The organism is Shinella zoogloeoides (assembly GCF_003574625.1).
Taxonomy (GTDB): domain Bacteria; phylum Pseudomonadota; class Alphaproteobacteria; order Rhizobiales; family Rhizobiaceae; genus Shinella; species Shinella zoogloeoides_A.
In genome coordinates this window covers 199,302-218,376 of the sequence record NZ_QNUJ01000009.1, presented here as the reverse complement: position 1 = coordinate 218,376, position 19,075 = coordinate 199,302, and the positions used below count along the sequence as shown (strand labels likewise).

Annotated in this window: 19 protein-coding genes; 10 read left to right on the top strand and 9 right to left on the bottom strand. The window is 62.9% G+C overall.

Translation table 11 applies throughout. The features are described 5' to 3' along the window. Positions 1–11: 11 nt before the first annotated feature. Positions 12–713, bottom strand: a complete 702-nt coding sequence (locus DSD28_RS18825; protein ID WP_119257954.1) for a Tim44/TimA family putative adaptor protein — start codon at positions 711–713, stop codon at positions 12–14. A 153-nt stretch (positions 714–866) separates the two neighbouring features. Here DSD28_RS18825 and DSD28_RS18820 point away from each other — a divergent pair, with 153 nt between their 5' ends. After that, complete coding sequence (locus DSD28_RS18820) at positions 867–1,325, top strand: FxsA family protein (protein ID WP_119257953.1); 459 nt, start codon at positions 867–869, stop codon at positions 1,323–1,325. Positions 1,326–1,394: 69 nt separating this feature from the next. Next, positions 1,395–1,871: a protein-export chaperone SecB gene (gene secB / locus DSD28_RS18815; RefSeq protein WP_119257952.1), complete on the top strand. Its 477-nt coding sequence runs from the start codon at positions 1,395–1,397 to the stop codon at positions 1,869–1,871. 77 nt (positions 1,872–1,948) lie between these two features. On the opposite strand, the gene dnaQ is transcribed toward secB, so the two are convergent. Genes dnaQ through DSD28_RS18790 form a run of 5 tightly spaced genes read right to left on the bottom strand, consistent with a single transcriptional unit; the run spans position 1,949 to position 5,538 of the window. Beyond that, the gene (dnaQ, locus tag DSD28_RS18810; RefSeq protein ID WP_119257951.1) at positions 1,949–2,653 is read right to left on the bottom strand and encodes a DNA polymerase III subunit epsilon; all 705 of its coding nucleotides are present in this window, start codon (positions 2,651–2,653) and stop codon (positions 1,949–1,951) included. Then, the gene (coaE, locus tag DSD28_RS18805) at positions 2,653–3,243 is read right to left on the bottom strand and encodes a dephospho-CoA kinase (protein WP_119257950.1); all 591 of its coding nucleotides are present in this window, start codon (positions 3,241–3,243) and stop codon (positions 2,653–2,655) included. Before coaE ends, dnaQ begins: the two co-directional genes overlap by 1 nt. Beyond that, the gene (locus DSD28_RS18800; RefSeq protein ID WP_119257949.1) at positions 3,243–4,100 is read right to left on the bottom strand and encodes a shikimate dehydrogenase; all 858 of its coding nucleotides are present in this window, start codon (positions 4,098–4,100) and stop codon (positions 3,243–3,245) included. Before DSD28_RS18800 ends, coaE begins: the two co-directional genes overlap by 1 nt. After that, positions 4,093–4,692, bottom strand: a complete 600-nt coding sequence (locus DSD28_RS18795) for a Maf-like protein (protein ID WP_119257948.1) — start codon at positions 4,690–4,692, stop codon at positions 4,093–4,095. Before DSD28_RS18795 ends, DSD28_RS18800 begins: the two co-directional genes overlap by 8 nt. Positions 4,693–4,716: 24 nt before the next feature. Beyond that, the gene (locus tag DSD28_RS18790; RefSeq protein ID WP_119257947.1) at positions 4,717–5,538 is read right to left on the bottom strand and encodes a pyruvate, water dikinase regulatory protein; all 822 of its coding nucleotides are present in this window, start codon (positions 5,536–5,538) and stop codon (positions 4,717–4,719) included. Positions 5,539–5,945: 407 nt separating this feature from the next. Between DSD28_RS18790 and hemE the strand changes: the two genes are divergently transcribed. The 8 genes from hemE (at position 5,946) to DSD28_RS18750 (ending at position 14,731) form a co-directional block, all read left to right on the top strand. Then, positions 5,946–6,980: a uroporphyrinogen decarboxylase gene (hemE, locus tag DSD28_RS18785; protein ID WP_119257946.1), complete on the top strand. Its 1,035-nt coding sequence runs from the start codon at positions 5,946–5,948 to the stop codon at positions 6,978–6,980. Then, entirely contained in the window at positions 6,977–7,516 is a 540-nt protein-coding gene (gene hemJ, locus DSD28_RS18780) for a protoporphyrinogen oxidase HemJ (protein WP_119257945.1), read from the top strand. Before hemE ends, hemJ begins: the two co-directional genes overlap by 4 nt. A 186-nt stretch (positions 7,517–7,702) precedes the next feature. Then, positions 7,703–8,968 carry a transcription termination factor Rho gene (rho, locus tag DSD28_RS18775; RefSeq protein WP_119257944.1) on the top strand — a complete coding sequence of 422 codons (1,266 nt, stop codon included), beginning with the start codon at positions 7,703–7,705 and terminating at the stop codon, positions 8,966–8,968. A gap of 126 nt (positions 8,969–9,094) precedes the next feature. After that, positions 9,095–10,420: a tRNA uridine-5-carboxymethylaminomethyl(34) synthesis GTPase MnmE gene (mnmE, locus tag DSD28_RS18770; RefSeq protein ID WP_119257943.1), complete on the top strand. Its 1,326-nt coding sequence runs from the start codon at positions 9,095–9,097 to the stop codon at positions 10,418–10,420. A 67-nt stretch (positions 10,421–10,487) separates the two neighbouring features. Further along, positions 10,488–12,377 (top strand): tRNA uridine-5-carboxymethylaminomethyl(34) synthesis enzyme MnmG, encoded by a 1,890-nt coding sequence (mnmG, locus tag DSD28_RS18765; protein ID WP_119257942.1) that lies wholly within the window; start codon positions 10,488–10,490, stop codon positions 12,375–12,377. Then, on the top strand, positions 12,374–13,009 hold the full coding sequence (rsmG, locus tag DSD28_RS18760) for a 16S rRNA (guanine(527)-N(7))-methyltransferase RsmG (protein WP_119257941.1): 636 nt from the start codon (positions 12,374–12,376) through the stop codon (positions 13,007–13,009). The genes mnmG and rsmG overlap by 4 nt, the downstream gene beginning before the upstream one ends. A gap of 12 nt (positions 13,010–13,021) precedes the next feature. Beyond that, complete coding sequence (locus tag DSD28_RS18755; RefSeq protein ID WP_119257940.1) at positions 13,022–13,816, top strand: ParA family protein; 795 nt, start codon at positions 13,022–13,024, stop codon at positions 13,814–13,816. Between the two features lie 24 nt (positions 13,817–13,840). Then, positions 13,841–14,731 (top strand): ParB/RepB/Spo0J family partition protein, encoded by an 891-nt coding sequence (locus DSD28_RS18750; RefSeq protein ID WP_119258021.1) that lies wholly within the window; start codon positions 13,841–13,843, stop codon positions 14,729–14,731. 15 nt (positions 14,732–14,746) lie between these two features. Here DSD28_RS18750 and holA read toward each other — a convergent pair whose 3' ends face one another. Genes holA through leuS form a run of 3 tightly spaced genes read right to left on the bottom strand, consistent with a single transcriptional unit; the run spans position 14,747 to position 18,930 of the window. Then, entirely contained in the window at positions 14,747–15,781 is a 1,035-nt protein-coding gene (gene holA, locus DSD28_RS18745; RefSeq protein WP_119257939.1) for a DNA polymerase III subunit delta, read from the bottom strand. A gap of 7 nt (positions 15,782–15,788) precedes the next feature. After that, positions 15,789–16,313 (bottom strand): LPS assembly lipoprotein LptE, encoded by a 525-nt coding sequence (gene lptE / locus DSD28_RS18740; protein ID WP_119257938.1) that lies wholly within the window; start codon positions 16,311–16,313, stop codon positions 15,789–15,791. After that, positions 16,300–18,930, bottom strand: a complete 2,631-nt coding sequence (gene leuS, locus DSD28_RS18735; RefSeq protein ID WP_119258020.1) for a leucine--tRNA ligase — start codon at positions 18,928–18,930, stop codon at positions 16,300–16,302. The genes lptE and leuS overlap by 14 nt, the downstream gene beginning before the upstream one ends. Between the last annotated feature and the right edge of the window lie 145 nt (positions 18,931–19,075).

Sequence of the window (19,075 nt, the reverse complement as noted above, 5' to 3'; positions counted from 1 at the left end):
TGGAGCCTCGCTCAGCCTTCCGACTCGGTTGCGATCAGCTTCCAGTTCGGGTCGCGCGAGCGGATGTCGCGGGCGAAGGTCCACAGGTCGTTGACCTCGGCCACCGTTTCCGCATCGCCCTCGACCAGCGCGCCGGCCTTGTCATAGGTGGCGGAAATCAGCTGGCTGACGATGCGCAGCGTGATGTTGGCCTCGCTGTCCTTGACCTCGGCGGAGACGATGTCGGCCTTCTCGATGCCGACGAAGCTGGAGCGCACGACCTCGCCCTTGGCCTCGCGCTCGGAGATGGCGGCGTCGAAGCCCTCGAAGACCTCGCGTGACAGGAGGTTCTTCAGCGTCTTGCGGTCGCCGTCGGCAAAGGCGACGACGATCATCTCGTAGGCCATGCGGGCGCCGGCGACGAATTCCTTCGGGTTGAAGGCGGGGTCCGTCTTGACGAGAGCGCGCAACTGATCGTTGAGCGGCGTTCCCGGCGCGGCGAAGCTGTCGACGGCGGCGTAGGGATTTTCCTCCTCGTCGACATCGCGGCGCGGCAGCGTGACGACCTTGCCGCGGTCGGGCGAATCAGTCTCGCCCACGGTCTCGCGCTTCGAATAAGGATCGAAGGGCGGACGCTCGCTGCCGGTGCGGCGGCCAAGCACGCTGCGCAATTGCAGGAAGATGACCACCGCAGCCACGAGGAAGAAAATCGTTACAAAGTCGAATGAGCCCATTATCGATCCGCTGCCGGTTCCTATTTTTTATTCCTTTTCCATATAGTCCGCAAAGACGGATCATTCAAATGGCTATGACGTGAATGCGGCGAAGACGCGCGGATATGCAGGCCACGGTATCGGCCCGGGAAAATCTGTGCGAGATTGGACACCATGTCGCGACGTCTCATTCCCCTTATCCTTCTTCTGCTGCCGCTGGCGGAAATCGCCTGTTTCATCCTCGTCGGGCGGCGGATCGGTCTCTTCCCGACCCTGTCGCTGGTCGTGCTCTCGGCCGTCGCCGGCATCGTGCTGATGCGGGTGCAGGGCTTCGCCGTCATCGCCCGGCTCCGGCAATCCGGCCAGGAAGGCCGCGCGCCCGGCAAGGAGATGCTCGATGCGGCGATGATCATGATCGCCGGGATCCTGCTCTTCATTCCGGGCTTCCTCACCGACATTCTCGGCCTTGCGCTCTTCCTGCCGCCGGTGCGCAATTTTCTCTGGAACCGGCTGATCCGCAATGTCGTTGTGGTCGATATCGGCGGAACGGGTCCAAGCCCACGCCCCGAGACGGGGCCGCGCCGCACGATCGACCTCGACGAAGGCGACTTCCATCGCGACGAACCGCGCTGAGCCCAGGGTTGTAAGCCTTTTGCCGAAATGCTAGATGGCCTGACTTTCCAGAGTCCCGAGGATACTCCCATGACCGACGCAGCCACCGACAACAACGCCGCGAGCCCCTCGCTCAACATTCTGGCGCAGTATGTGAAGGACTTCTCCTTCGAGAACCCGGGTGCTCCGCGTTCGCTGCAGGCCCGTGACAAGGCGCCGGCGATCAATATCAGCGTCAACGTCAATGCCAACCCGCTCGCCGAATCGGACTTCGACGTCATCCTTTCGCTGAACGCGGAAGCCAAGGACGGCGACAAGGTGCTGTTCAATGCCGAACTCGCCTATGGCGGCGTCTTCCGCATCACGGGCTTCCCACAGGAGCACATGCTGCCGGTCCTCTTCATCGAGTGCCCGCGCCTGCTCTTCCCCTTCGCCCGCCAGATCATCGCCGACGCCACGCGCAATGGCGGCTTCCCGCCGCTGATGATCGATCCGATCGATTTCGCACAGATGTTCGCCCAGCGCATGGCCGAAGAACAGGTCAAGGCGAAGGTCCAGGCCAACTAAGGCCGCCATTCCCCTAAACGAAACGCCCGGCCGCATCGCAGCCGGGCGTTTTTGTTTCTGGAGATCGTGAGCCGGATTTAGGCGCTGTATTTCACCCAGATCGCCTTGGCGCCCATCTTCTCCACCATGGCCGCATGGGCCGCGCGCTCTTCTTCCGAAATGCGCGGCGGAAGCGGGCGCGGGCGGACGCCGAGCGGAAGGACGACCTCGTCTTCCGCATCGACAAGCGTCTGGCGGCCCATTTCCGCCGAGCCGAGACCGAGCGCCGCCTGCCGGCCGCCGATCATCTCGATATAGACTTCGGCCAGCAGCTCGGAGTCGAGAAGCGCGCCGTGCTTGGTGCGGTGCGAATTGTCGATGCCGTAGCGCCGGCACAGCGCGTCGAGCGAGTTCGGACCCATCGGATGCTTGCGGCGGGCGAGCGCCAGCGTGTCCGTCACCCGGTCGGAGGCGACGGGCGGCAGGCCGATCCGGTCGAACTCGGCATTGATGAAGCCCATGTCGAAATTGGCATTGTGCGCCACCCAGCGGGCATCGCCGAAGAAATCGACGATCTCCTGCGCGACCTCGGCAAAGGGGCGCTTGTCCTGCAGGAACTCGTCGGTGATGCCGTGGACGGCAAGCGCGTCCGGATGGACCTTGCGGTCGCCGGGATTGATGAAGATGTGCAGCGTGCGGCCGGTCGGGAAATGGTTCTCCAGCTCTATACCGCCGATTTCGATGACACGGTCGAGCTTGTTGTCGAGGCCGGTCGTTTCCGTATCGAAGATGATCTCGCGCATCAGTTCCGCCGTTCCGTCAGTCTTGCGATTATCTCTTCCACCTGTTCGCGCGCCGCTTCAAGCCCCCGGCCCGTATCGATGATGAAATCGGCCCGCCGCCGCTTTTCCGCATCCGACATCTGGCGCGAGAGGATGAGCTGGAATTTCTCCTCCGTCATGCCCGGCCGCGCAAGGACGCGCTGCCGCTGCACCTGCGGATCGCAGGTGACGACGACGACCTTGTCCACCCGCTTTTCACCGCCCGTTTCGTAGAGGAGCGGGATATCGAGTAGCACGAGCGGCGCGCCATTCCGGCGCTCGGCATCGAGAAAGGCCGTTTCCCGTGCCCGGACAAGCGGATGGATGACTGCCTCCAGTTCGCCGAACCGTTCCGGGGAACGCGCGAGAACGGCGGAAAGCGCCTTGCGGTCGATGATGCCGTTCTCCAGCGCGTCCGGAAAGAGCGCCGCCACCGGCGCCACCGCCTCGGCGCGGTAGAGATCGTGCACCGTCGCATCGGCATCGTGCACCGGCACGCCGAGATCGCGGAACATCGCGGCCGTCGTCGACTTGCCGGTCCCGATCGATCCGGTGAGGCCGAGAACGATCATCAATGTGTCTCCATGTCCGCGAGGATGAGGTTACGTAGCGCGGCATCGACCGTGGGCCGGACGCCGAACCATTTTTCGAAACCGGGCACTGCCTGATGCAGGAGCATGCCGAGGCCATCGACCGTGGCAAAGCCCTGCGCGGACGCCTGGCGAAGGATCGGCGTCACCAGCGGCACATAGACGATATCCGTAACCACCGCATCGCTTGCGAGCGGCGAGAAATCGAAGTCCGGCGCCGCCTCGCCGTCCATACCGAGCGAGGTGGTGTTGACGAAGAGGCCGGCCCCCTTTTTGACTTCGGCAAGGGCTTCCATGCCATGGGCATGCACCTTCGGCCCGAAGCGGTCGGCCAGTTCCTGCGCGCGGGCGACGGTGCGGTTCACCACATGGATCTCGCCGACGCCGCGGTCGCGCACGGCCTGGATGATCGCGCGGCTCGCGCCCCCCGCCCCGAGGATCACGGCGCGATCCGTCCGGTTCCAGCCGGGCGCCGCCGCATCGAGATTGGCGAGGAAGCCGTAGCCGTCGGTATTGGTGGCGCAAAGCCGACCATCTTCCAGCCAGAGGGTGTTCGACGCGCCGAGCTCCTCGCTGAGCGCATCCGGCCGGTCGGCCAGCCCGTAGGCCGTTTCCTTGTGGGGGATGGTGACATTGCCGCCGACGAAGCCGGATTCACCGCTCTTCAGGCGGGAAATGAAGCCGGCGAAATCTTCGGGGGAAACCTCCTGCCGCGTATAGGATCCCGCAAGCCCCAGCTTTTCCAGCCAGTGGCCATGGATCAGTGGCGAACGCGAATGCTTGACCGGATAGCCGGTGACGAAGGCATGGCGGGCGGATGTTTCACGTGAATCATCCATCGATGGCACCGAGATCGCGAAGTTTAGCCAGCAGCGGAAGAAGCGGCAGGCCGAGAATGGTGAAATAGTCGCCGTCTATCCGCTCGAAGAGCTGCACGCCCTCCCCCTCCAACTGATAGGCGCCGACGCTGGCGAGAACGCGCGTGCCGACGCGGGCAAGATGCCGGTCGATGAACCCTTCCGAAAGCGGCCGCATCGTCAGCCGCGCGATGGAGACGTGGGTCCAGAGGGTTTCACCGTCGCGCACCAGCGCGATGCCGCAGTTCAGGGCATGGGTGCGGCCCGACATCGCCATGAGGTGGGATTTCGCTTCCGCCATGTCGGCGGGCTTGTGGAAGACCCGGCCCTCGAGCGAGAGGGTCTGGTCCGAACCGATGACGAGTGCGCCCGGATTGCGGCCTGCCACGTCCTTCGCCTTCTCGATCGCCAACGCCTCAGCAACGTCCGGCGGGGTGGGATTGCGCGCGGCGAGCGCCGCTTCGGCCGCGCGCTCGTCGATCTCCGCCGCGCGCGCTTCGAAGGCAAGACCGGCATTTTCCATCAGCATGCGGCGGAAGGGGCTTTGCGAGGCAAGGATCAGCGGCGGCGTCATGAAAATCTCCTGTTGCCTTCCGGGTTAACGGAGCTTGGGGCGAAGAGCAACGATGGCGGCGGCCGTTTCCTCGATCGAGCGGCGGGTGACGTCGATCACCGGCCAGTTGTTACGCGCGCAGATGGCGCGGGCATATTTCAGCTCCTCGGAAATCTGCGCCCTATCGATATAGTCGTCGCCGCGAAACTCCTGTGTCTGGCCCAATATCCGGTTCTGCCTGACCTGGGCGATGCGGTCGGTCGTGGCGATGAGGCCGACGATCAGCGGCTTCGTCGCCGCCGACAGCCGTTCCGGCAGCGGCACGCCGAGGACGATGGGCACATTGGCGGTCTTGATGCCGCGATTGGCGAGATAGATGCTGGTCGGCGTCTTCGAGGTGCGGCTGATGCCGATAAGGATGACATCCGCCTCGTCGAGATCGGCCGGCAACTGGCCGTCATCATGGTCCATGGTGAAATTCAGCGCCTCGATGCGCGCGAAATATTCCGCGTTCATCACATGCTGCGCCCCCACCCGCCGACGCGAGGGCGCGCCGAGATAGGACTGGAAGATTTCGATCACCGGCTCCAGCACGGAAACGCAGGGCACCCCCATTTCCCGGCAGCGCTGGTCGATGATCTCCGACAATTCCCGGTCGACGACTGTATAGAGCACGATGCCCGGCGCCCCATCGATGGCATCGAGCACCGGCATCAGCTGCTTGCGATTGCGCACCAGGGGATAGACGTGCTCCAGCGCCTGGGAAGACTGGAACTGTGCCGCGGCAGCCCGCCCGGCAGCAATGAGAGTCTCGCCCGTCGAGTCCGAAATGAGGTGCAGATGAAAGTAGTTTTTGGTGCTTTCCACAATATCCTCCGGCCCCTGTTGATGAACCGGGACAAGCGTGAGCTAAAAACGGGAGGGGCACGGAGGCAAGAGGATAAGTGCCGGTTTTTCCACAATCGGCGAACAGCGGGAAACGGATTCCCCGATGCTGTGGACAAGACTCATGGCCACGTCATAGTGTCGCGCTTGTCCACAAGCTGCCCACAGGAAGGGACTTTCAGGCGCCTCTCGAATCCCTTTGATTCAAAAGCGCGAATCCGGATTTGCCGGATTTGCGCCGTAAAAGCTTTCGCGAACTTTGTGTTTTCCAACCGTTCAGCGTCGGGACGGGGATTTTGTGGACAGGATTTAATCCTTGATAGTCACCGACTCTAAGAAATAGAAACCTTTTCAAAAGAGATTATTTCATGATTGGGAGAACCCCAGCGGTGTCTGCGAAAAGCCGGAAGATCGTCGAAGTCCTGAACGGGAAGACGGTCTCCCCTCCTCCTCTCTGGCTGATGCGCCAGGCAGGCCGTTACCTGCCGGAATACCGGGCAACGCGCGCGGAGGCGGGAAGTTTCCTCGATCTCTGTTATTCGCCGGATCTGGCGACGGAAGTCACGCTCCAGCCGATCCGCCGCTATGCCTTCGATGCGGCGATCCTGTTTTCCGACATCCTCGTCATCCCCGATGCCCTGAAGCGCAATGTCCGCTTCGAGGAAGGCCATGGGCCGCGCATGGACCCGATCGACGCCGATGCCATCTTCGCTCTGAAGGAAGAAGGCGTTCAGGATCACCTCAGGCCCGTCCTGGAAGCGGTTGGCCGCATCCGGCAGGCCCTCCCCGAGGAAACGGCCCTGCTCGGCTTCTGTGGAGCGCCCTGGACGGTTGCGACCTACATGATTGCCGGCCATGGAACGCCCGACCAGGCGCCGGCTCGGCTTTTCGCCTACCGGGAGCCGAAGGCCTTCGCCCGTCTCCTTGACCTCCTGGCCGATCTTTCGGCCGATTATCTCGTGGCGCAGATCGATGCGGGCGCAGATGCGGTGCAGATCTTCGATTCTTGGGCGGGCGTGCTCGGCGAGAAGGAATTTGCCGATTACGCCGTTCGTCCGATGCGGCGCATCGTCGATGCGGTGCGCTCGCGCAGGCCCCAGGCGAAGATCATCGCCTTCGCCAAGGGGGCCGGCCTTCAGCTCATGACCTACCGGCAGGAGACGCGGGCGGATGCGATCGGCCTCGACTGGTCGGTGCCGCTGTCCTTCGCGGCCGAACTGCAGAAGGACGGGCCGGTGCAGGGCAATCTCGATCCGATGCGCGTGGTCGCCGGCGGCGCTGCGCTCGACGAAGGGGTCGACGCCATCCTGCAGGCGCTCGGCAATGGCCCGCTGATCTTCAATCTCGGCCACGGCATCACGCCGCAGGCCGATCCCGAAAACGTCACGCGGCTCGTGGCACGCGTGCGCGGGCAAGCGCGATGAGCGAGCGGCAGACCAGCGAGAGCGCCGGACGCCGCGCCCGTTTGCGGGCCGCGGTGGCACTCGCCGTCTTCGCGCTGGTGGCGCTCCTCCTCGTCCTCCATCCGCCGGAGGATCTCTATCTCTGGATCAAGGCGCTGCACATCGTCGCCGTGATGTCCTGGATGGCGGGACTGCTTTATCTGCCGCGGCTCTTCGTCTATCACACCGATGCGCCGGTGGGTTCCGCCCAGTCGGAGACCTTCAAGGTGATGGAAGGACGGCTCTACCGGACCATCATGCAGCCTGCCATGGGCCTTTCCTGGCTGCTCGGCCTCTACCTTGCCTGGTCGGTCTACGGTTTCCAGGGCGGCTGGCTGCATGCCAAGCTCGCCTTCGTCGTTCTTCTCACCGGCGTGCACGAATATTACGGCCGCGCGGTGAAGGCTTTCGCGGAAGATCGCAACGTGAAAACCGGGCGGCAATGGCGCGTCTGGAACGAGGCGCCGGCCCTCCTGATGGTCCTCATCGTCATCATGGTCGTGGTCAAGCCGTTCTGATCGGCCGCGACAAATCGGACGAAATTGAATCGCCCCCTTGCGGGCCGGCACCGGAACCGCTATTTTCCGCGCATCTCATCTTTCGTGGCATGTGTATTCGTTCAGTGAGCTGCACCAGACCCCGCGCAGTTCGTCCCTGACCCGCACGCCTTTTCCCATCCCGATGACCTGCAGCATGGACCATTCATGGCCGAAATGAAGCTACAAGACCTCAAGAACAAGACTCCGACCGACCTCCTCGCCTTTGCCGAATCACTCGAGGTCGAGAACGCGAGCACGATGCGCAAGCAGGAGCTCATGTTTGCCATCCTCAAGATGCTGGCCTCGCAGGACGTCGAGATCATCGGCGAAGGCGTCGTGGAAGTGCTGCAGGACGGCTTCGGCTTCCTGCGCTCGGCGAACGCCAACTACCTGCCCGGCCCGGACGATATCTACATCTCGCCCTCGCAGATCCGCCGCTTCTCGCTGAAGACCGGCGATACCGTCGAAGGCCCGATCCGCGGCCCCAAGGAAGGCGAGCGCTATTTCGCCCTCCTCAAGGTCAACACGATCAATTTCGACGATCCGGAAAAGATCCGCCACAAGGTCCATTTCGACAACCTGACGCCGCTCTATCCCAACGAGCGCTTCAAGATGGAACTCGAAATCCCGACCTCGAAGGACCTTTCGCCCCGCGTCATCGACCTGGTGGCGCCGCTCGGCAAGGGCCAGCGCGCCCTGATCGTCGCGCCGCCGCGCACGGGTAAGACGGTTCTCCTGCAGAACATCGCCCATTCGATCACCGCGAACCATCCGGAATGTTATCTCATCGTCCTGCTGATCGACGAGCGTCCGGAAGAAGTGACGGACATGCAGCGCTCGGTGAAGGGCGAAGTGGTTTCCTCGACCTTCGACGAGCCGGCGACGCGCCACGTCCAGGTCGCCGAAATGGTCATCGAGAAGGCCAAGCGCCTCGTCGAGCATGGCCGCGACGTGGTCATCCTGCTCGATTCCATCACCCGCCTCGGCCGCGCCTACAACACGGTCGTTCCGTCTTCGGGCAAGGTCCTGACCGGCGGTGTCGACGCCAACGCGTTGCAGCGCCCGAAGCGCTTCTTCGGCGCCGCCCGCAACATCGAGGAAGGCGGCTCGCTGACGATCATCGCGACCGCGCTCATCGATACCGGCAGCCGCATGGACGAAGTGATCTTCGAAGAGTTCAAGGGCACCGGCAACTCGGAAATCGTGCTCGACCGCAAGGTCGCCGACAAGCGCATCTTCCCGGCGATGGACATCCTCAAGTCCGGCACGCGCAAGGAGGACCTCCTTGTGCCGCGCCAGGACCTGCAGAAGATCTTCGTCCTGCGCCGTATCCTAGCCCCGATGGGAACGACCGATGCGATCGAGTTCCTGATCGACAAGCTGAAGCAGACCAAGAACAACGGCGATTTCTTCGACTCGATGAACACCTGATCGAGGCTCGCCTTGGCAAAGACAGCCATGGTCCCGTCGCAAGACGGGGCCATTTTCGTTTGAAGACCCAGAATCGATTCTTATCCGTAACGAACCTCTTCGATTCGCATCCGGAATGTTCATGCCATGCGCGTTGCAGATACGATCTTTGCGCTTTCCAGCGGCGGATTGCCTTCCGGCGTCGCGATCATCCGTATAAGCGGCCCGGAAGCGCGCAACGCTGTCACGAGCCTGTGCGGTCACGTTCCATCCCCTCGCCGCGCCTCCCTGCTTTCGATTCGGGATCGCAACGGTGAGAAACTGGATGACGGAATCATTCTCTTTTTTCCCGGTCCGAATTCTTTCACCGGTGAAGACTGCGCCGAGCTGCAGATTCATGGCGGCCATGCCACTGTAAAAGCCGTGCTGAACTCTCTGGGCGAACTTCAGGGATTGCGCGGCGCGGAGGCGGGCGAGTTTTCCAGACGGGCTTTCGAGAATGGGCGGATGGATCTGGTCGAGGTGGAGGGATTGGCCGACCTGATCGCAGCCGAGACCGAGATGCAGCGCCGTCTGGCCGCCGAACATGCATCCGGCGGTCTCTCCCGGCTTTACGATTCGTGGGCGAAACGGTTGACGCATGCGCGGGCGATGATCGAAGCGGAGCTCGATTTTGCCGATGAGGAGGATGTACCGGGCTCTGTCGCATCGTCGATCTGGGCGGATATGCGGATTTTGGAGAAAGAGATTATTAACCATCTGGGTTCGGCCCGCGCCGGCGAAATCGTGCGCGACGGCCTCAAGGTGGTCATTGCCGGTCCGCCGAATGCCGGCAAATCGAGCCTGCTGAACCATCTGGCCAAGCGCGACGTCGCTATCGTTACGGATATTCCCGGTACGACCCGTGACATTCTGCATATCGATCTCGATCTTTCCGGCTTTGCCGTTCGGCTTTATGATACGGCCGGCCTGCGCGAGACCGAGGATATCGTCGAGCGGGAAGGAATCCGACGGACACGTCTTTCCATGGAAGAGGCGCATCTCGTCCTCCTGCTGTCGGATATGCCGACGAGCGATTGGGCGAGCTGGCTTGGTACCTATCGCGGCCCGGTCATTCGCGTTCACACGAAGGCGGACAAGACAACAGCGACTTGGCCCGATGGCGCTGTGGATGCTACGATCTCTGTTCAGACCGGCGTGGGCATGTCAGAATTGCTGGATGCGATCAGCCGATATCTCCCCGATCTCGAAGCGGGATCTTCCTTGGCGCTTCCGACCCGCCGGCGACATCTGGAGAATTTGCAGGCGGCTTGCGCCGAGATTGCATCGGCGCTTTCGATGATGGATACAGGTCTGGATATTCAAGCCGAACACTTGCGATTGGCGGGCCAGGCGCTGGGAAGGGTGACAGGCCGAGTTGATGTCGAGGATTTGCTTGACGTGATCTTCTCGGAATTCTGCATAGGCAAATGATTCACGTGAAACAATGCAACGTGTGCGAGTCGCGTGGTTTGTTTCACGTGAAACAGGTAGGTGGTATATGAAAGAGACCAGCAATTACGACGTCGTCGTTGTCGGTGGCGGTCATGCCGGCGTCGAGGCTGCTTCCGCCTCGGCTCGTCTGGGAGCAAGAACCGCCTTGGTGACGCACAAGGCGTCGACCATTGGGGTCATGTCCTGCAATCCCGCAATCGGCGGCTTGGGTAAAGGTCATCTGGTTCGCGAAGTCGATGCGCTGGACGGGCTCATGGGCCGCGTTGCCGATCGCGCCGGTATCCAGTTTCGCCTCTTGAACCGGCGAAAGGGTCCGGCTGTGCGCGGACCGCGAACGCAGGCCGACCGAAAGCTCTATCGCGAGGCAATACAGGCCGAGATCGCAGCTATCCCCAATCTCGATGTCATCGAGGGCGATGCCTTCGATCTCGATTTGGTGAATGGTCAGGTGTCGGCTGTGATCATGAAGGATGGGCGCCGCGTGATGTGCCGCTCGGTCATTATTACGACCGGTACGTTCCTCAGGGGTCTCATTCATATCGGAAACGAAAAGATTCCGGCAGGTCGTGTTGGCGAAGATCCCTCCCTGGGTCTTTCGGCCACCTTCGAGCGGCTGGGCCTCGCGCTCGGGCGCCTGAAGACCGGCACGCCAGCTCGTCTGGACGGCCGCACGATTGATTGGAATTCTATCGGGCGACAGGCAGCGGATGAGGATCCCGTTCCCTTTTCCTTCATGACGGATCGTATCACGACCCCGCAGATCGACTGCGGGGTAACGCGGACGACGCCGGCAACGCACCGGATCATTGAAGAGAATATCGGTAAATCCGCCATGTATTCGGGGCAGATCGAGGGTGTCGGCCCCCGCTACTGCCCGTCGATCGAGGACAAGATCGTCAAGTTCGGCGAGCGTGACGGGCACCAGATCTTTCTGGAGCCGGAAGGGCTGGATGACGATACGGTCTATCCCAACGGCATTTCGACCTCGCTTCCCGCGGATGTGCAGGATGCCTTCATCCGGACCATTCCCGGCCTTGAGCGCGTGATCATTCTTCAGCCGGGATATGCGATCGAATACGACCATGTCGACCCTCGCGAATTGTCGGCGACCCTGGAAGTGAAGCGGCAGCCGGGCCTTTTCCTGGCGGGCCAGATCAACGGCACGACGGGTTATGAGGAGGCCGCAGCGCAAGGTCTCGTTGCCGGCCTCAATGCGGCGCGCCGCGCTGCTGGTGCCGAGGGCCACATCTTCAGCCGAACCGACAGCTATATCGGCGTGATGATCGATGACCTCACGTCGCGGGGCGTGACCGAGCCTTACCGGATGTTCACATCGCGCGCGGAATATCGTCTTTCCCTCAGGGCGGACAATGCGGATGTTCGTCTTACACCCCTTGGCATCGATCTCGGTCTTGTACGGGCCGCACGTGAGGAAAGGTTTGCTACGTGGTCGGCCGAGATGGATGCGGCGCGAGATCGCCTCCGTAACCTCCGACTTTCGCCCAACGAAGCTGCTTCTCATGGCATCCGCATCAACCAGGACGGCGTGCGCCGCAGTGCCTATGATCTGCTGGCCTATCCCGATATAGACTATGCGCGCCTTGCGGCTGTTTGGTCCGAGGAACTGAATGTTTTTTCTGCGCGTGTTCGGGACGCTATCGAGATCGAGGCCGGCTATGCCGTCTATATGAACCGGCAGGAGACGGATATTGCCGAGGCACGGCGCGAGGAAGAGCGGCGGATTCCCGATCACTTCGATTTCAGCGCCCTACCCGGACTTTCCATGGAGCTGCGGCAGAAGCTGACCGCGGCACGTCCGGCGAATCTGGCACAGGCGGCGCGGGTCGACGGCATGACACCGGCAGCTTTGACGCTGTTGCTTGCCTATCTCAAGCGTCTTCCCGCCGAAGCAATGAACCGGACTGCAAACGCATGAATACCCTGCCTCGCGAATTGAGTGGCCTGAATGTTTCACGTGAAACTGTGGACAGGCTGCACAGCTTTGTTGCGCTTTTCAAGAAATGGGCAAAGGCCATCAATCTGGTGGCGCCGTCGACCCTGTCCGAGGCGTGGAACCGGCATATCATCGACAGTGTACAAATCTACGCCCTCTCTCCCGGGCCGCGCCAGTGGGTCGATCTCGGCAGCGGTGGCGGCTTTCCGGGCATCGTCACGGGTATTTTGCTGGCGGGTGAAGGCGATGGATGGGTTCATCTCGTGGAGAGCAACAACAAGAAGGCTGCTTTTCTGAGGACCGCCATTCTGGAAACCGGTGCGCGCGCGTCCGTCCACGCGATTCGAATCGAGGAAGCACCGGCGGCGATCGAACGCTGCGATGCCATCTCCGCCCGTGCCCTGGCGGATCTCGATCTGCTGATGGAATTCGGTTTTCCCTGGGCGGAGCGCAATCCGGATCTGCGGTTCTTCCTGCACAAAGGGCGGGATTACCAGCGGGAGATCGATAAAGCGCTTGGTCGGTGGAGATTCGATCTGGTAAAACACGCCAGTATCGTCGAGCCGGATTCGGTCGTGCTCGAACTTTCCAAGCTTTCGCGCAAACCTCAGTGACTGGCGGCGTCCATGATAGGCGAGAAGAACCGGATCATTACCATCGCGAACCAGAAGGGCGGCGTCGGCAAGACGACGACTGCCATCAATCTGGCGACCGCGCTTGCCGCAATCGGCGAGCGGGTGCTCATCGTCGATCTCGATCCGCAGGGAAATGCCAGCACGGGGCTCGGAATCGACCGTCGCAGCCGCGAATTGTCATCCTATGATCTGCTGATCGGCAGCCACAGCGTGGCTGACACCGTTCTCCAAACGGCAGTGCCGAACCTTTCGATCATTCCCTCGACCATGGACCTGCTCGGCATCGAAATGGAGATCGCCCAGCACAACGATCGGGTCTTCCGGCTCAAGCGGGCGCTGGCGGCGGCCGATGCGTTGTCTTACTCTTACGTGCTCGTCGATTGCCCACCGTCCTTCAATCTCCTGACGATGAACGCCCTGGCGGCCGCCCATTCGGTGCTCGTGCCGCTGCAATGCGAGTTCTTCGCGCTGGAAGGCCTCAGCCAGTTGCTGGAGACCGTCGACCAAGTCCGCCGGACGGTCAATCCGCGCCTCGATATCCAGGGCATCGTTCTGACCATGTTCGACTCGCGCAACAATCTGGCGCAGCAGGTGGTCAACGACGTCCGTACCCATCTCGGCGAGAAGGTCTATCACACGCTCATTCCGCGCAATGTCCGCGTTTCCGAGGCGCCCTCCTACGGCAAGCCGGCGATCCTCTACGATCTCAAATGCGCCGGAAGCCAGGCCTATCTTCAGCTCGCCTCCGAGGTGATCCAGCGGGAAAGGCAGCGCAAGGCTGCCTGAAACCAGTATCTGTGAGTGGAATCGATGAACGAAGACAACTCCAAGCGGCGCCTTGGCCGCGGCCTTGCAGCCCTGATCGGTGAAATGGACCAGCTTCCCGCCGCCGATATCGGCGCGGCGCCGGCGGTCAATCCCGATCGGCTGGTTCCTATCGAGTTCGTCGGCCGTAACCCGCGCAATCCGCGTCGCTATTTCGACGAATCGGAGCTGCAGGACCTCGCTTCGTCGATCCGCCAGCACGGCATCGTGCAGCCGGTCGTGGTGCGCACCACGGCGGACAGCCGCTATGAGATCATTGCCGGCGAGCGCCGCTGGCGCGCGGCGCAGCTCGCCGGGTTGGTCGAAATTCCGGTGATCATTCGTGACGTCGATGACCGCACGGCGCTGGAAATCGCCATCGTGGAGAACGTGCAGCGTTCGGACCTCAATCCGCTTGAAGAAGCGATGGGTTACGAGCTGCTGATCGCCGATCACGGCTATACGCAGAACGATCTTGGCGAGATCATCGGCAAGAGCCGCAGCCATGTGGCAAACAGCCTGCGCCTGTTGAAGCTGCCGGATCCGGTGCGTGAGATGCTGGCATCAGGCACGCTTTCGGCCGGCCATGCGCGCGCGTTGATTCCGACTTCCGATCCGGTTGCGCTTGCCAAGGCGGTTGTTGCCAAGGGCATGTCCGTTCGTGATGCGGAGCGGTTGGCCCAGAACGACATCAAGTCGCAAGGCGATCCGAACCATGGGCAGACGCCGCGGAAGGAAGAGAAGGACGCCGATACGATTGCGCTGGAGCGCACGCTGACGGATGTCCTGGGCCTTGAAGTGAGCGTGAACCACAAGGGCAACGGCGGGCATCTGCGCATCGCTTACAAGACGCTGGAGCAGCTTGAGGAAATCTGCCGGCTTCTCGAACGGCGCTGATTTATTTAGCCGGATTCATCGGCGCGCCGATTGCAGCACGGTTGCCAGCATGGTCTGCATGGCGATCGTATCTTCCAGCGCCGGGCGCTGGCGGCTTTGCAGGATGGCGGCCTGGAGCCGCTGGGTTTCCCGGCGAATGGCCGGCCCCGTCCAGCTTTTCAGGGCATTTTCCACGATCGGCTTGCGGCGGAAATGCAGGTGGCGGCCGAGCGTCGCCACGGCTTGGGCGGCGGGAGCGCGCTTTTCATCCATTTCGGCGCGCATCAGTTCCAGAAGCTGGAACTGGCGAAGGCATCCCTGCAGGACGAGGAAGACCGGGGTCTTCGACGAGACGATCTTCTGGATCGCATGCATGAAGCCGTCGCGGTCGCCCTTGAGAACCGCGTCGACCGCATCGTCCGTGGAGATTGCACTGGCATCGCCGACGATTTCCTCCACGTCCTGCTCCTCGACGAGAGCCTTGCCGCGGCAGTAGAGGGCAAGTTTGCGCAGTTCGTTGCGGGAAGCCAGCCGGTCGCCGCCGATGGTCTCGACGAGGCGCTCGCGCGCCGCGGGCGAGATCCGCAGCCCCTCGGCGGCAAGCTCCTGATCGATCAAAGCCTGCAGGGCGCGTCCGTCATCGGCATAGCAGGCGATGGCGACAGCTTGTGAAGAGGATTCGGCGGCCTTGCGGAGCGCGGCGCCTTTCTTCAGGTCACCGGCCTCGATGATGAGCGTGGAGGGGCCGGGGGGCATTCGGGCGAGGATATCGAGCCCGTCGGAAATGCCCTTTTCGCTGCCGGCATTGCGGATCCAGACAAGCCGGTCGCCGCCGAAAAGGCCGATGGCATTCATCTCGTCGACGAGACGGCCCGGCTGGTTGCCGACTTCGCCGGCGTCCAGCTTCACGATGGAGAAGGCATCGTCGAGATCGACACCGCTCGCGGCGGCGAGCGCCGCGGCCCGTTCGGAAACGAGGCCGCGATCCGGTCCGTAAACCAGAAAGAGCCGCACGGGCAGAGGCTTGCGTTTCACGAAAGCGTCGAACTCGTGCGACTTGACCTCAGCCATCGGCGTTTCAGCGGTGGGCGAGCGCCGAGGCGACGTCCGCTCGGATCAGTTCGGCGAGTTCCCGGGCACCACGATTTTCCGCATCGCGGATGGCACGGAGCTTGGCGAATTCCTGGGTCGGGAAATCGACCATGGCGACGGCGGAGCGCTTGCCGGAGGCGAGCGTTTCCCCGGTGTCGGCCTTGGTGAGGTTATAGTCCGCCGAGACGGTCACGCGCCCGGCGCGGGCCGTGTCGCGGGTGGCGTCGTTCAGGACGCCGACGGTGCGGATGCTGACGTCCATCTCGAGATGATAGACCGGGTTCTGTGCTTCGCCCGCGCCACCGCCGAAGAAGAAGATCAGGTCGTTGCGGACCTGCTGCTCGACGCGGGAGGTCGCCTCGGAGATCGAGACGGAGGCGAGCTTGCCTTCCGTTCCCGCCGCGGTGGAATAGAGCGGCCGCACCTGGCAGCCAGCGAGCACGCCGGCAAGGGCGACGCCGGCGAGCACCCTGGCGAGCCGCGAGAGACCGGTTCCGTCAGACAACAACATTCACGATCCTCTGCGGTACGACGATGATCTTCTTGGGGCGCTGGCCGCCGAGCGCGGCCTGGACCGCCTCGAGCGCGAGCACGGCCTCTTCGACCGCACTCTGGTCTGCGTCGCGGGCGATTGTCAAATCCGCGCGCTTCTTGCCGTTGATCTGCACCGGCAGCGTGACTTCGTTTTCCGCCACCAGCCGGTCGTCATAGGCCGGCCAGGCGGTGTCTGCGACGAGGCCTTCGCCACCGATCTCGCGCCAGCATTCTTCCGAAAGATGCGGCGTCATCGGGGCGACGATGCGGATCAGGATGCCCACGGCCTCGCGCAGTGCGGCGGCAAGCTCAGGTGATGCCTTCCCGGCGGCAGCGGTCGTCAGCGGCGCGGCGAGCACATTGACGAATTCGTAGATGCGCGCCACGGCCTTGTTGAAGGCGAGCTTGTCATAGTCGCCCTGCACGGCCTTCAGCGTCTTATGCGCGGCCTGCGAGACGGCGAGGGTCTCGCCTTGCGTGCCCGGACGGGCTTCGGCTGCCTTGAGGGCGGGAGCGGCTTCGGCGACAAGGCGCCAGACGCGCTGGACGAAGCGGTGAGCGCCTTCGACGCCGGCTTCCGACCAGATGACGTCACGGTCCGGCGGGGAATCGGAGAGGACGAAGAAGCGGGCGGTATCGGCGCCGTAGGAGGCGATGATATCGTCGGGATCGACGACGTTCTTCTTCGACTTCGACATCTTCTCGATGGAGCCGATGGCGATTTCTTCGCCGGATTCGAGATGGGTCGCGCGGCGCTTGCCGTCGACTTCATCGATGCGGATTTCCGCCGGCATCACCCATTCGCGCTTGCCGTCGATGGCGCGGCTATAGGTCTCGTGCACCACCATGCCCTGCGTGAAGAGGCCCTTGAAGGGCTCCTTCAGGTCGAGATGGCCGGCGACCTGCATGGCGCGGGTGAAGAAGCGCGAATAGAGCAGATGCAGGATCGCATGCTCGATGCCGCCGATATACTGGTCGACCGGCAGCCAGGCATTGGCGGCGGCGGGGTCCGTCGGGTTGTCTTCCCACGGTGCGGTGAAGCGGGCAAAGTACCAGGAGGAATCGACGAAGGTGTCCATCGTATCCGTCTCGCGGCGGGCGTCCTTGCCGCAATGCGGGCAGGCGACGTGGCGCCAGGTCGGATGCCGGTCGAGCGGGTTGCCCGGCTTGTCGAAGGTGACGTCGTCGGGCAGCTTCACCGGCAGGTCGGCCTTGGGGACCGGGACCACGCCGCAGTCGTCGCAATGGATGACCGGGATCGGGCAGCCCCAGTAGCGCTGGCGTGAAATGCCCCAGTCGCGCAGGCGGAAGTTCACCTTGCGCTCGCCCACCGGCGCATTGCCGAGCGTTGCAGTGATGAGGCGCTTTGCCACCTCCTCGAAGGCTTCCTCGGTGCCAAGGCCATCCAGGAAGCGCGAATTGATCATCACGCCGTCGCCGACATAGGCTTCGTCGGCAATCGCGAAAGTGGCGGCATCCGCTTCCTTCGGCATGACGACGGGTACGACGGGCAGGTCGTATTTGCGGGCGAAGTCGAGGTCGCGCTGGTCGCCGGAGGGGCAGCCGAAGATGGCGCCCGTGCCGTAGTCCATCAGTACGAAGTTCGCGATATAGACCGGCAGCTCCCAGGCGGGATCGAAGGGATGGCGGACGCGGATGCCCGTGTCCATGCCCTTCTTCTCGGCGGTCTCGAGCGCGGCAAGCGACGTGCCGGCGCGACGGCATTCCTCGCAGAAGGCCATGATCTCGGGGTTCTTCGCCGAGACTTCCCTCGCCAGCGGGTGATCGGCGGAGATCGCCAGGAACGAGGCGCCGAACAGCGTGTCGGGGCGCGTCGTATAGACGGTGACGTCCTTTTCGGTCGTCAGGCCGGCGGCGTCGGCGACTTCCCAGCGCACCAGCATGCCTTCCGAGCGGCCGATCCAGTTCTTCTGCATCAGCCGGACCTTCTCCGGCCACTGGTCGAGCGTTTCCAGCGAATCGAGCAGGTCCTGGCTGAAATCGGTGATCCGGAAGAACCACTGCGTCAGCTCGCGCTGCTCGACAAGCGCGCCCGAGCGCCAGCCGCGGCCATCGATGACCTGCTCGTTGGCGAGAACCGTGTGGTCGACCGGGTCCCAGTTCACCTTCGACTGCTTGCGGTAGACGAGGCCCTTTTCCAGGAAATCGAGGAAGAGGTGCTGCTGGCGATGATAGTATTCGACGTCGCAGGTGGCGAATTCGCGCGACCAGTCGAGCGACAGGCCCATGGACTTGAGCTGCTTGCGCATCGTCGCGATGTTTTCGTAGGTCCAGCCCTTCGGGTGGACCTTGTTCTGCATGGCGGCGTTCTCGGCGGGCATGCCGAAAGCGTCCCAGCCCATCGGGTGCAGCACGTTGTAGCCGCGCGCGCGCTTGTAGCGGGCGACCACGTCGCCCATGGCGTAGTTGCGCACATGGCCCATATGGATGCGGCCCGAGGGATAGGGGAACATCTCGAGGACGTAGTACTTCTCGCGCGGGTCGTCGTTCTTGGTGAGGAAGACGTTCTCGTCGTTCCATTTTGCCTGCCAGCGGGGCTCGGCATCGCGCGGATTGTAACGTTCGGTGGCCATGTCTTTGATGTTTCCGGGAGTCTTTTGGAGGTCTTGGCGGGCGATCCGCCCATGCGAATATGGTGCCGAGACCTTCATCATGAAACCGCCGGAGCGTCAAGTTTTCCGGGCCGCGCTTGGCAAGCGGCGCCGATTTCGCTAGGTC

Excerpts from the sequence above, each read along its gene's own strand:
- DSD28_RS18825 (WP_119257954.1), bottom strand. The coding sequence starts at position 713 with ATGGGCTCATTCGACTTTGTAACGATTTTCTTCCTCGTGGCTGCGGTG.
- DSD28_RS18820 (WP_119257953.1), top strand. The coding sequence starts at position 867 with ATGTCGCGACGTCTCATTCCCCTTATCCTTCTTCTGCTGCCGCTGGCG.
- secB (WP_119257952.1), top strand. The coding sequence starts at position 1,395 with ATGACCGACGCAGCCACCGACAACAACGCCGCGAGCCCCTCGCTCAAC.
- dnaQ (WP_119257951.1), bottom strand. The coding sequence starts at position 2,653 with ATGCGCGAGATCATCTTCGATACGGAAACGACCGGCCTCGACAACAAG.
- coaE (WP_119257950.1), bottom strand. The coding sequence starts at position 3,243 with ATGATCGTTCTCGGCCTCACCGGATCGATCGGGACCGGCAAGTCGACG.
- DSD28_RS18800 (WP_119257949.1), bottom strand. The coding sequence starts at position 4,100 with ATGGATGATTCACGTGAAACATCCGCCCGCCATGCCTTCGTCACCGGC.
- DSD28_RS18795 (WP_119257948.1), bottom strand. The coding sequence starts at position 4,692 with ATGACGCCGCCGCTGATCCTTGCCTCGCAAAGCCCCTTCCGCCGCATG.
- hemJ (WP_119257945.1), top strand. The coding sequence starts at position 6,977 with ATGAGCGAGCGGCAGACCAGCGAGAGCGCCGGACGCCGCGCCCGTTTG.
- rho (WP_119257944.1), top strand. The coding sequence starts at position 7,703 with ATGGCCGAAATGAAGCTACAAGACCTCAAGAACAAGACTCCGACCGAC.
- mnmE (WP_119257943.1), top strand. The coding sequence starts at position 9,095 with ATGCGCGTTGCAGATACGATCTTTGCGCTTTCCAGCGGCGGATTGCCT.
- mnmG (WP_119257942.1), top strand. The coding sequence starts at position 10,488 with ATGAAAGAGACCAGCAATTACGACGTCGTCGTTGTCGGTGGCGGTCAT.
- rsmG (WP_119257941.1), top strand. The coding sequence starts at position 12,374 with ATGAATACCCTGCCTCGCGAATTGAGTGGCCTGAATGTTTCACGTGAA.
- DSD28_RS18755 (WP_119257940.1), top strand. The coding sequence starts at position 13,022 with ATGATAGGCGAGAAGAACCGGATCATTACCATCGCGAACCAGAAGGGC.
- DSD28_RS18750 (WP_119258021.1), top strand. The coding sequence starts at position 13,841 with ATGAACGAAGACAACTCCAAGCGGCGCCTTGGCCGCGGCCTTGCAGCC.
- holA (WP_119257939.1), bottom strand. The coding sequence starts at position 15,781 with ATGGCTGAGGTCAAGTCGCACGAGTTCGACGCTTTCGTGAAACGCAAG.
- lptE (WP_119257938.1), bottom strand. The coding sequence starts at position 16,313 with ATGTTGTTGTCTGACGGAACCGGTCTCTCGCGGCTCGCCAGGGTGCTC.
- leuS (WP_119258020.1), bottom strand. The coding sequence starts at position 18,930 with ATGGCCACCGAACGTTACAATCCGCGCGATGCCGAGCCCCGCTGGCAG.